Raw genomic sequence first — 12,884 nt, 5'->3', positions numbered from 1 at the left:
AACAAAAACAAGTAAAGCTAAAATAAAAATGACCCCGTCGACCAGGATATTTTAGGGGTAATAATAAAGTTTTTTCAGGGGTCAATTTAGACTTGGCAAAAGGGGGCAATCTGAACTGGATTTTCCAATAGTTGCCAAAACTGCATTGGGATTCTCCCACCAGTCTAAAGTCCATATCTTAAGTATTTTCCAACCAAGCATTCTCAGTACACTATTCTGTACGATTTCCCTATCCCGAACCATTTTAGCCCGCCTGTAATTTTCCCCGTCACATATAATACCAAGTCTATATCTGAACGGATTATCCTTATCTACAATGCCAATATCTATTTTATAGCCCGAACAACCGATATTTGTATCGACTTTGTACCCTAATCTTTCGAGTTGGCTTGCTATCAGATTATTTATAGAAAATTCAGACATTGTATTTTGCGTTCTATTTACTATTTGCCCCCCTTTTTCGGCATATTCCAGAAAGCGTTTAAGTCCCGCAACACCGACTGCCCCTGTCCGATTAAGGTCAATTTGATCGGAACGTAAAGTAGAATAGATAATCATTTCATATCTAGCTCTTGATACGGCCACATTTAGTCTACGTTCCCCCCCTTCTCTATTTAGAGGACCGAAATTCATACTTACCCGACCTTCCTTATCCGGGCCATATCCTACCGAAAACAGAATGATATCTCTTTCGTCTCCCTGTACATTTTCCAGATTCTTGATAAATATAGGCTCTTCACATTCTAATGCCAGACTCTCCAGCTGAGAATTGAGCATGAAAACATCGGACAGTAAATCCTCTATAAGAGATTGCTGGACTGAACTGAATGTTACCACTCCAATGCTCCTCTTTCTTAGTTTCTCATCTTTCAACCGTCTTACTATTTCATCCACTATAGCTTGTGCTTCTGCTTTATTTTGTCGCGACTTGCCTTTATCATAGTGCCCATCGATAGGAACAAACCTGACCTTGGATTCAATATTATCAGGTGAAGGGAACGTCAATAGTTTATTGTCATAATATTCCGAATTACTAAATGCGATCAAGCTTTCATGCTTGCTCCGATAATGCCAGAGCAAATATTTGGAAGGCATGGAAAGGGCTAGGCAATCGTCCAGAATACTTTCCAGATCTTCCATTTCTATATTGTCTTCGTCTGTGGAGTTTACAGAAAAGAAATTAGTCGGAGGCATTTGTTTCGGGTCACCAACTATCACTACATTTTTCCCGCGTGCGATAGCTCCCACCGCCTCGTAGGTCGGCATTTGAGAAGCTTCGTCAAAAACGATGAGATCAAATTTGTCTGCATCCACATCTATATATTGAGCAACAGATATAGGGCTCATCAGCATACACGGACACATTCTTGGAAGCAGGCTTGGAATAAGATCGAATAATCTACGAATAGAAATACCTCGGGCATTGTTTCGTATATTTCGTTGCAGAATACCGACTTCCGAGTTTTGAGTTGCTTCTCTAATGAAAGATGGAAGATTGGCGGCTAATTTAGCGATCAACTCTTTTCTTGTCAATTGTTCAAAGTCGGCAACCAGTCTTTTATATTTTTCTATTGTATCATTGAAAATCTTTCCTTTAAACAGTTGCAGATTCGGTTCTTTGGAGATAATATATTCAATTGCAGCCTTGTAAAAGCTTTTATAGAATATACTTAAAAGATTGGCTGTTTCAATGTTAGCATCTTTGTATTGATCGGCTACAAAATCTATTTGTAAAGCTTGCATTTTATTGTAGACAAGCAACCATTGATACCAGTCTTTGAGTTTATCCAAATTCTCCAACCAAATATTAAGCTGTTCCAAAACAGAATCTATCCAGTTGTCGGATTGCTTATACAGAATATCTTCTCTTGTGCCCAGTACGCTATATAACAGTTTTTCTTGTTGATCCAGTTTTGGAATAAGATTGTTTATTGTTATCAAAGCGCCACCATGCATTCCTCTGAAAGTACTGATACCATCTGATAGCTGTAGCGATAATACACGCTTTATATTTGTGGCTTTGGATATGTCCTTTGCGTGTTCCAGTATTAATGAGTTAATGGCTGAAGTGTCTGTAATGATCTGTTCTATAGTCTTCCAATCTTCGCTACCATTACGTCCATACTTTTTGAAGTACAGAGGCATATCGTCCTCATACTTTTTCAAATAGGTTTGTTCCGATTGAAACTTTATTATATCCTCTAAAGTTGATGATATTTGATCATTGTTCAATTGATAGGTTGCATATCCTATAAGTTGTTTCTTTATAGATCGTTGTCCGAGAAATCGAGGGATAAACCATTTGTTTAAGGTCTGATTCCAGTCGAACAACATTCTTTTAGCATCAAGAGACAATACTCCTTCCGAGAATCCGGAAAGTAAGCTTTGTTTTAAACGATCTCTGTTTTTTCCATGTTCACATACATCCTTGTATTCATCTAATATTTCGCTTAGTTGAGGAGATATAAGCAGTGCAGCAGTAAGTTCAGGTATATTTAATAATTTATCAATTATATCTGTTACAGTTTTGGTATTCTTCTTATCCTTGTAAACTTCAAATTCGGCAAACAGATCGGGTAACTGACTGAGCTGCTTTCGAATATCAGATATAAGACTGATTAGACCTTGAATGCTGTTAGACGCATCATCTTTAATCGCAGATGAATATTGCCCAATAGTGATGCCGGTTAAAGGGTGTTTATATGGATGCCCACAAGCATTGGCTGTGGATATTAGCAGTTCTAACGTTTCGTCCCATTGATGAAGTCTGTTTTTATCCAGCTCAGACAGAAGGACTTCCGGTATATAAAATAGAGGGTCAGCATCTATCTGTTGATATTTTACAATAGCGTCGTAAAGCGAAATGCCGAATGGATATACCTTGTGCAAAGCCTCGATATAAGTATTCATTTCGGTACGCAGGGCAAAAATACGTTCAGCTTCTTGCTTAAAGTTCTCAGGAGGCGTAGTCTTTACTATCTCAGTTGTTTCTTTCAACTGTGAAAGAATCATTCCCTTTTTTGTCTTGTTAGAATGCAGTTCCAAGCAAAAGGGAGCTAAGCCGATGGCTTCGAGACGGCGTTGAACTACCGACAATGCTGCCATCTTTTCAGCAACAAACAAAACTCGTTTACCTCTATACAAAGCATTAGCTATGAGATTCGTAATTGTTTGCGACTTACCTGTTCCGGGAGGGCCATGCAAGATGAAATTTCGTCCTTCGGATGCTTCCCAAATAGCCTCTAGCTGTGAAGAGTCGGCACTGATAGGCAAAACTATCTCGTTGGGAGGAATCGTGTTGTCCAGTGTTTTGGCATCAACTTCACATTCCTCAACGTTCCATTCTATCCTACCGTTCATGAGACTGGAAACAACATTATTCTCAATAAGCTTATGAGAATTATTGTGAATATCGTTCCACATAATAAACTTACTGAAAGAGAATAGGCCTAAAATGGCTTGCTCTTCCACATCCCATTTTGGCTGATTCTTTATACTATTCCGAATAATTGAATAAATGAGTTTAACATTCACTCCACTATCATCCACGGGTAGAGGATCTAATCCTGAAATAGTGATGTTGAAATTCTGACGAAGCATTTCCAATAATGTAATGTTCATCATTGTTTCTTCTTCTCTGGAACGGATTACATAGCCTTTGGCGGCCGATTTGCGTATTATTTCGACAGGGATAAGTAATATTGGAGCATAGCGTGGACGCTCGCTCGATTTTGTTTCGTACCATTTCAACAAGCCTAAAGCTATATACAGTGTATTAGCCCCGTTCTCCTCCATAGCTGTACGTGACGAACGATATAGGTATGTAAGGGCTTTGTCCAGTTCGTTTTCGGTCAGATAAGAGCGAAGCCGTTTTTGTGTCAATTCCGATTTTATCAGATCAGTTATAGGATCGGCTTCTGAAACTGATTTGTAAAGCCCATAATCAAATAATGGATTGTCCCAATCAGTCGGTTTATGCATTATTCTGAATTCGTCGCCATCAGCTAAAGCATCTTCAAACAAGTCAAGATTAGCAGAAATGAGCTGTAACGTATTTTTTGTAATCCTTATATTCAGAAGATTATTTCGCAGACTTAAATCCAGTAATTTTCGCTCCCACAGTAACTGTTTGGTAACAATAACCTCGGAACTTATTCCTGACAAATCATAGGGGTTTATAGTCTGGGGTGTTGCTTGTGACCTGTCCGAAATAGAAACAGTCTCTCCTTCTTTTATTTCCCAATGCTGCCCATTCAATATTCGCTGCGGGATTGGTTTGATTCCCGAAAAACGAGTTCTCTTTACATCTATAGCCAATATGAAATCGGGTTGTGAAATACGTTTGTTTGCAATTTTTACAGCCTGATCGAAATCCACATTTTGCCCCATATTCATGCAAGTGGTTTCCACGAGTGTGATGTCATTAATGCCGTCAGCTATTCTCTTATTAATTAGAGATACATCCTCAACAACACTGTCGGGAGATGTTTCAGGAACAAGCCAGCCTCCGGCAAATGCATGTCCGTTGACCACAATAATAAGCGGGTATATCCCGATTGCTTCTAAGCATGAAGCATATAGCAAAGCCATGTCAAGACAAGTGCCCAGCTTTTGAGTCATTACTGAATCTACAAGGCGGATTCGTTGTCCGTAGTCTTCAAAACTAGCAGGAACGGTGCTGTATATAATTTCCTGTTCGGCAATGGCTGTATATATGGCAGCCATTTGTTTTTGTACTCTATCGGGATTGCGACTTTGATATTCGTCTAATGACGGACTACCTGTCCATTGTTCCAAGATAGTTGCAGCCCGTTTTATTATAGGCAGTGTTGCCGGATGATTGGGCGTAACAAATGCAGATAACATTTCCGGTAAAACAGCAATGCCTCCCCACTGATCGTAAGCCAAAACATTGATAGGATATTTTTCTTCAAACAGGAGTTCATCTTTTGAATATATTTTTAGAGATATATCGCCGGATATGCGCTCTGTAAGCTGGGCAAAGTAATTGGCCGAAAGATTTAACTTAGGTACTTCGACTCTGATCTTTTCTTTTGCATTGATTACTTCTATGGATATAGGAACAGCTGTTGCGAATTCGGGATCTGCCGTCAACTCTATCTTCAATTCCTTTAGTATTTCTTCTGTCAGGTTCTCTATCGAAAAATCTCGTATAACAGATACCCGATTCTGTTGCATAGCAAAATTTACAACAGGCAGATATGAAAATTCAATATTAAGTTTACTCCGTTCGTTTTCCATAGCTAGAGAACTCTTTGTTATAATTAGTTTGAAATACCTTTCTTATTTTAATAAGGTTTAAAGATAATAATCTATCCTACAATTCTCACACTACTTCTCCCATTTGCAGACTTTATCACCTGAATCTGAGTTGTTATGCGTTCTTTCATTTCTTCCACATGGGAGATAACTCCAATCTTCCGTCCCTGAGTCTGTAGGTTATCTAATGCATCCATAGCAATACTAAGGGTATCAATATCCAATGCACCAAAGCCTTCGTCAATAAAGAGAGATTCTATTTTCATCCTGTTTGATGAAAGAGAAGACAGACCAAGCGCCAAAGCCAAAGATATCAGGAACGATTCTCCACCCGATAATGAATGTACTGAGCGAACCTCTCCCAACATATCGTTATCTACAACTTGCAGAGCTAATGTATCAGGGATTTTTTCCAGGCTATAACGTTGAGTTAAATCCTCAAGATGTTTATTTGCATAGCTTAGTAACACATCCAGTGTATAGCCTTGAGCGATAGTCTTGAATTTATTGCCATTGGCAGAACCCAAGAGATCATTGAGCTTTGCCCAATTTTCATAAAGCTCTGATTTTTCCTTCAATTCTTTTTCGAAAGTCTTGAATTGCTCTTTCCCTCTTTCGTGGCTCAATAAAGTAACCTCTATTTCGGATAGTCGTTTATTTATATTTTCAGTTAGTCCAGAGATTATATTTATATTTTCAGATAAGCTGTCTTTTGTTTCTTCATCTAAAGGTTTGTCCTCTGATTCCTGATGTTTCAAACCTCTTTTCTTTCGCTCGGCTAATGTCGCCTCTGTCGTCAGCCGTTTATTTTGTATTTCTGTAAGATACAGCTTTTCTTGATTGATCCATTCCCGTGATTTTGAAATCAAATCTTTCAGTATTTTAGCATTTATCTGATGCTTCTCGTCTTTTAACCATTCGTCTATTTGTATTTTAAGACGATCTATTTCTTTTTCATTAGCTTCGGAGTCTTTCTTCTGTTGTTCTATTTTACCAGTCAGAGAGGATTTTTGTGCATCAACTTTTTCTTTCTCGGTATTTAAGTCTTCAAATAGTTTAGATTGGGATTCTCTTAGATTAGTATAATATTTCTCAACTTCTACTACTGACTTACCATCCAGAAGTTGCTTACGTTGTTCTATATTCTTCTGATATGCCTCTTCTTCTGTCCGGTGCGATCTCTCCTTATTGGATATGTTTTCGAGAATAAGGTTTTTTGCTTTCTCATCGGTAATAATTCTGGCTGAAACGTTCTCTAGCAATAAGACAGAGCTATCTAATCTTTCTTTGTTTTCATTCCATTGGGAGGTAAACGAAGAGAGTTCTTTACTTAAAACTGCTGAGTTAAACTTTATTTCCCAGTCGGGGAGTAGATTCAAATTATCTTTTAGATTATTGTATGAGTTGGTATATTGTTCCGCAAAATTCTTGATGTAAGTTTCGAATTCTGTTATACCTTTTTGGGTTTGCTCAATCTGTCTTTTTAATTTGTCGATATTATTCTGAACTCTCTGCTTATTAGTTTCTAATTCCTCTTCATTTATTTTCTGAGATTGCTCAACATTATCTTTAAACGGATGATGAGAACTCCCACAAACAGGACAAGCCTCGCCATCTACCAATTTATGTCTAAGATTAATTATCTCTGTGGGTAGAAGATTGTTCAATCGTTCGGCTTCTGCGTCCAACGTTTTCAGTTGCTCCTGAGATGTTGCCAACATGGATATGTTTGTATTCAAACTGTTAGATGCATTTCTTTTTTGTTGTTGTGCAGAATAGGCTGTATTAATAAGGTTTTCTATCAGGTCAATTTTTGATACAATAGTTTTGTAAGCTTCATTATCCGAGAACCATTTTTCCAGTTGATCCTTATCTTTAGTCGTTTTCTCTTTAGAATCTTTTAAATTAGCTATAGTTTGATCAGAATTTAACAACTGCTTCCTGTATGTTTCCAATTCCTTTTTTGACTCAGCCTGCTTCTCTATTAAGACTTGAATTTTCAGATCGAGCTCTTTAGCTAAATTCATATCGGGCTTTAGACTATTATATTTTATCTCTGACTCTTGCTGTGTTTTTTTAGTTTCAGAGAGAGATTTAGAAATCTTTTCTAATTGTTCGGATATGCTTTTAAGGCTAGACTCATTATTTTCTATTTCAGCTAATATATTTTTCTGCCCATTATTCTTGTTGATAAATTCAATATAAGGATCCCGTATCTCTAAGGATTTATCTATCATATCCATGTACTCGTAGCGTGAAGAAGCTTCTCTTATCGCTGTCTGAATAATTTCAAGTTCTTTCTCAGCCAGATCGAGTTCATATTTTATCTGTTGATCTTCTTTAATCCATGATAGTTTTCTCTCTATCTGATTAGTTTGAATTTTGAATGGTTTTAATTCTTCGTTCTTTGTCTTTTTCTCACTGATGAGTACTCCCAACTCTTCATCGGTTAAAAGTTTGATATCGTTCATCCGTTGGAGAATCAGATCAAGAGCAGTTCTCGCTCCAGTTGTTTTTTGGTAGATGGAAACTGATATTTTAGAATATATTTCTGTTCCTGTCAGTTTTTCCAACAATTCAGCTTTCTCGCTCGACTTAGCTTTAAGGAAATTTGCAAAATCTCCCTGAGCCAGCAAAACGGCGCGTGTAAATTGATCAAAAGTTAGCCCAATTAGTTCTACAATCCGATTGAGTAAATTACTTTTGGTTCCTTGTTCCTCATTATTTTTAGTAAGATTATTCAATTTGATAGACGTTGCTTGTAAAGCTCCATCAGCTTTCCCTCTAGCTCGTCTTACCATCCATCGGGAACGATATTTATCTCCATTCAGGGCAATAAAGTCAACTTCGGCATAACCCTCACTCGTCCCCCTTCTTAGAATATTACGACTATCTTTTTGGGTGATCGTCTTGTCTTCTACATCATACACATTGACAGAAGATTCTGCTTTATTTAATCTCGGAGCATTATCGAAAAGAGCAAGACAAAGGGCATCTAATATAGTCGATTTACCGGCGCCTGTTTGCCCTGTGATAGCAAATATCCCTGACGATTTTAGAGGTTCGACAGTAAAATCAATATCGAATTCACCTTCCAGTGATGCCAGATTTCTCCCTCTGATTGCTAATATCTTCATAAATTGATTTCGTGTATCACTGTTTGTAAAAGAGATTTCATCTTATCGGGCATCTCGTTACCATAACGACTTGTAAAAACATCTTCTGCCATTTCCATCGGATTGATTGTCTTTAATTCTTCATAGGTAATCACTTTTGATTTTCTATCCGATTTAACTTTAAAAGGAACAGCAATTGCCAACCGAACAGCTTTACCTTGTAATGCTTCTTCTATTTGATTGCGCATGGATGGCTCCGGCTCAGTCAATAAAACTTTCAATTCCAAATAAGGAGATGCTTTTGTTATTTCACCGTCAGGTAATGATTTTATTTCTTCTAGAATTTCAGCTAACGGTTTTGGCTGTTTAGGTAAGCTAATTAAACCCACTAATGGTTCAAAGTCTAAACGCTCTATATTTTTCAATTGACCATTTTCTATTTCGATCAGATTTGCTCCTTGCTTGTAATTTTTTTCCGCAAAAGACATCGGTAAAGGACTGCCCGCATAACGCACATTCTCACGTTTGGATACTCTTTGTGGTTTATGTAAATGACCTAAAGCCGTATAAACAATATCTTTTTTATCAAATACTTCAGGAGAGATACATTCCAAACCTCCGATAATAGTTCGTTCGGAACGATCATTCTCGGAAATTTCAGAGCCCGTTGCCTGTAAGTGCCCCATTACAATAACTGGCAAATCGGTTTCTTTTATTTGTTGCAACTCCGAATGTAGTTTATCATAAAGAGCAGAAACTCCTTTTGCATAACTCTCAGCATTGGGATAATCTCCTTGACGAAGATAGGGTACTGCAATGCACCAAGCCTGCACTTCTCCATCTTTAGATAGAGGTACAAATAGCTGTCGGCAATCAATTTCTCCATCTTCATTTTTGCTAACGATTCCTCTTATATATACATTCATCTCTTCCAGAAGAGGATTCGGGGCTTCTAATCGCCCGGAAGAATCATGATTACCTGCAATGATAACTATTTGTAGGTTGGGATTCTCTGTTGTTACTTCTCTAAGAAAACGATAGTATATTTTTTGCGATTCGGCAGATGGGTTCGGACTGTCAAATATATCTCCGGCAACAAGTAGTATATCCACTTGCTGTTCTTTGATCGTCTTTTTTAGCCAGTCAAAGAAATATGTATGTTCTTCTTTACGGTCATAACCGAAAAAGTATTGTCCTATGTGCCAATCGGCGGTGTGGAGCATGATCATATTATTGCCCTTTCATATTTCTCAATAAATTTTATTTGCCCTTCATACCTTTTTTTGATAAGCTCTATCAAAGCGATACAAACTTTTCCATATTGTTCCTCTGTCAATGTAGGTTGTTCTGGTCTATAAGCTCCATGAGAAAGATCTTGCATAAAGGTATAAGTTGCAATATCTTCATTAAGTTTATCCTTCATGAAATCATATATGGTATCATTCTTACTGTCTGTTATACTACAGTTTTCGAATCTAATTATTGTCTCAATAATATGTCGTATAGAATTACCTGTTGTATGCGATGGTGATTTTTTCCCAATAGATATTTCATATATATCACATAAATGTTCAATATATGGGATTGTATAGTTTGTATTAAATTCTTCTAAAGTTCCATTTCTTAAGAATAATTTTTTAACTATGATTTCATTAACTGCTAATATTCTCATAAATTCAATATTATGAGTTAGCACTAGAAGCCTTTCTTTATTCTTTTCTATATTTGGATAAAGGATAGAAAAGTCCTTTAGAATACTAGCCATTGTATATACATAATTAAAATCAAGACTTGAAATAGGGTCATCTATGATAAAGAATAGTTTTTTATAATCACTAGACTTTTGAATCTTTAGATGTACATCTCCTAAATAATAAGCAAATGCGACTAGGCTCTTTTCCCCATCACTAAAAACACTAGATAACTGATCCGATTTCAATGATTTATCTTTTAGATAAAAGGAGAATGTAGATTCATCAAATTTATATTTATCAGCAAAAAAGTATTGGAGGACTTGTTGTATTGTCTTAGCAACTATACTTCTTCTTTCTATTTGTACTGTTGCTAATTTCATTTTAATTTCTTCGTCCTTACTTTTTATTTGTTTTGCTAAAGAATGTAATATTTCCTTATTAGAGTGATTAATTATCAACAACTCATTGTATACAAGTTTGCAAATTACTCTTCGAATATTTTTATTTTCTTCGTGAATATCATTTTTTCTCGTATTCAATCTTATTATTTTCTCATTGTTGCTCGCAATAATGTTATTAAATCCTATTAATATTTGCTCTAAATCATTTTTTTGAAAATCTACCGTTTTCCCAATATTTTTTATTTTCTGTGCTATATGTTTTTTTAGAGTATCAATACAATTAATAGCTCTTTCAATATCATTATCTTCTAAAATATTTAGAGATATATCTTTCATTGAAAAAATATACATTGAAGTATAGTTGTCAAACACAATTTTTCTCTTGTTAGTGATATCTTGTAAGCTATTAACTTTTAAAACTAGTAAATCTAGTTGTTTAATATAATCTTCTAACCTTTGTATTGTTTTAGACTCGGTATCTTTTAGGAACTTATTATACTTATCAATTAAGGAGAGAGCATCTTCTGCTAGAAATTGTTCACAAAATGGGCATAAATTATCATCTGCTAATAAATCTAAACCTTGAGTTATAAAATTATACTTAGATTTAACAATCTCTTTGAACTCTATAGCAAGATTACTTAATTCAAAATTTTGAACTAAGTAATCTTGTATCTCTTGAATTAAATCTATAGGTATTTCAATTGATTTTATAGATTCAATATCTAATATGTCATCAGGGAAATTCTTGATCGAATCATACTGTTGGTAAGCAGTCTCGTAGCTGACATCAAATATAAATGGGGATGAGTCTTTACTTATTATCGATTCGAATTTTAATAAGTCTTTATATTCTTGGAGACGCTTTATGTCCTTTATTAAGTTAATTTTATTTTCTAATGTCGTTTCTACGGAATTTCTGATTATGTCTTCTGTTGCTTTTTGTTTTTCTACTAATAATTTCAATTGATCTTTTTCTGCTTCAATATCTATATTTCCTTCTCCTAAAATAAATCCAATAATATTGTTCCCATCTTTAGAATAGCTAATTTGACGCACATTTTTATCTATATAATCACTATTAAAAACATGATATTTATATCTGGAATCTGATACTATAGGAGGCCTTCCTTTATATAATTTAATATTAAGATTGTCAACAACAGTTTCAGTATTATGCCCATTTTCGTCTGTTTCTAGATTATTAACTTTAAAATTGAATTCACATTCTTCTTTTTCTAAAGATATGTATTTATCACAGCTTTGAGGGAGAGCGTCTATATTCTCCGCCAGTGCAAACATTCGGCTAATAAAAGTTTTTCCGCTACCATTATTAGCATAAATGCCAAGTTTCATTCTCTGAAACCTTGTGATCTTTTGGCTTAAATTGCTTATTGGTGCTAGATTTTTACAATCAATATTTATTGATATTTGTGTTTTCTTAGCCATATATTATTTACTGTTATAAATGAATCTCAAATTTAACTAAAAAACAATCTCAACCATCTAAAATATTTCTATATTATTGGGATAAAAGAGTGATCTCAATTTAATTGTGATAGTATAGGATTTACTTGAAAGCCTTATCCAACAATTATGCTCTTTTCTAAATAATCTTATGAATTAATATTATTTATTCGATTTAGGTAATGAGAAGCGTCATTCTCAATTAAAAAAAAGTATTTTATTATTGGAAAAACCATTTGGCTACGGCTTCCATAGTTTCAGAAGCAACTGGTATTCATCAGAAGTGTATTTGTTTATATAAAAGAGAATTAGAGATAAGAATGGAAAATTACTAAATGCAAAGCTTGGTATATTACTGCAAATTCTGCATTTATTAATCATAAAATATTCTGCATTCTATTTTATATAAATGTTGGTATTGTACCAATACAAACATTTATTTTTTATGCGCCCTTATATACGAGATAAAAGTATATTAAGATAGATGTACAATATCCGATTCAAATAATTGATCATTTTAATGAGAATCTCATCTTTTATTATTTAATGTATTTGAGTCTTTAATTAGGAACTTAGCAATAATATCCATTGAACTTGGTATGTATACTAAAAAAGGATTATCTTTGTATTAGATATTGTTTAGACAAACTTTTACTGTTTTTTGTTACTCGTTTGTTACTCGACATCTAAAGTTTGATATTAAAGCGTTATATATCAGGCGGGAATAAACCAATGGGGCTGACTGGCTTTATGATGTCGGTATAGGATGCGATAGAGTTTTCGACGTTTCTTTTTATAATTTTGTAGCTATTAACAATACTTTAAGACGAAATACTTAGTAATCTCTTTTTGGCATAAAGTTCCAATAGTCGATATTAGTTATTATCTCTACAGTAACCTTGCGATCTCCTTCACGCACGATATGC

At 35.0% G+C, this 12,884-nt stretch carries 4 protein-coding genes; all 4 read right to left on the bottom strand.

The annotated features are described in order from the left end of the window. Nucleotides 1–81 precede the first annotated feature (81 nt). A complete protein-coding gene (gene proA, locus E4T88_RS17125) occupies nucleotides 82–5,262 on the bottom strand; it encodes an anti-phage protein ProA (RefSeq protein WP_228094005.1) in 5,181 nt (1,726 codons plus the stop codon). A gap of 71 nt (nucleotides 5,263–5,333) precedes the next feature. Then, the gene (locus tag E4T88_RS17120; RefSeq protein ID WP_135107525.1) at nucleotides 5,334–8,417 is read right to left on the bottom strand and encodes an AAA family ATPase; all 3,084 of its coding nucleotides are present in this window, start codon (nucleotides 8,415–8,417) and stop codon (nucleotides 5,334–5,336) included. Continuing rightward, nucleotides 8,414–9,625, bottom strand: coding sequence for an exonuclease SbcCD subunit D (locus E4T88_RS17115; RefSeq protein WP_135107523.1), 1,212 nt, complete (start codon nucleotides 9,623–9,625; stop codon nucleotides 8,414–8,416). Before E4T88_RS17115 ends, E4T88_RS17120 begins: the two co-directional genes overlap by 4 nt. After that, the gene (locus E4T88_RS17110; RefSeq protein WP_135107521.1) at nucleotides 9,622–11,940 is read right to left on the bottom strand and encodes an AAA family ATPase; all 2,319 of its coding nucleotides are present in this window, start codon (nucleotides 11,938–11,940) and stop codon (nucleotides 9,622–9,624) included. Before E4T88_RS17110 ends, E4T88_RS17115 begins: the two co-directional genes overlap by 4 nt. Between the last annotated feature and the right edge of the window lie 944 nt (nucleotides 11,941–12,884).

Origin of the sequence: Dysgonomonas mossii (assembly GCF_004569505.1) — a bacterium.
Classification (GTDB): Bacteria; Bacteroidota; Bacteroidia; order Bacteroidales; family Dysgonomonadaceae; genus Dysgonomonas.
The sequence above is the reverse complement of the archived record's forward strand: the minus strand, read 5'-3'. Positions and strand labels throughout refer to the sequence as shown.

Bases quoted from the DNA above. Each gene is read 5' to 3' on its own strand.
- E4T88_RS17110 (WP_135107521.1), bottom strand. From the start codon at position 11,940: ATGGCTAAGAAAACACAAATATCAATAAATATTGATTGTAAAAATCTA.
- proA (WP_228094005.1), bottom strand. From the start codon at position 5,262: ATGGAAAACGAACGGAGTAAACTTAATATTGAATTTTCATATCTGCCT.
- E4T88_RS17120 (WP_135107525.1), bottom strand. From the start codon at position 8,417: ATGAAGATATTAGCAATCAGAGGGAGAAATCTGGCATCACTGGAAGGT.
- E4T88_RS17115 (WP_135107523.1), bottom strand. From the start codon at position 9,625: ATGATCATGCTCCACACCGCCGATTGGCACATAGGACAATACTTTTTC.